We start from the raw sequence: 242 nt of genomic DNA on the forward strand, positions 1-242 counted from the left end.
TGTCCGCCAGACGCTATGTGAACAGCTGCATCAGCTGGGCTGGCTGACGCTGGAAACCGCCAGCGGTGAAGAGGCGCTGCAGCTGCTGGAGGCCTCGCCGGATATTGCCCTGCTGATTAGCGATCTGATGCTGCCCGGCGCCCTGAGCGGCGCCGATGTGATCCATACCGCCCGACGCCGCTTTCCGGCGCTGCCGGTGCTACTGATCAGCGGCCAGGATTTGCGTCCGGCGCAGAACCCGG

At 66.1% G+C, this 242-nt stretch carries 1 protein-coding gene; it reads left to right on the top strand.

The features are described 5' to 3' along the window. The coding region (locus FLQ03_RS01360) for a response regulator (RefSeq protein ID WP_144374162.1) at positions 1-242 on the top strand (242 nt) is incomplete at both ends.

This window comes from Vogesella urethralis (assembly GCF_007644045.2).
Taxonomy (GTDB): Bacteria; Pseudomonadota; Gammaproteobacteria; order Burkholderiales; family Chromobacteriaceae; genus Vogesella; species Vogesella urethralis.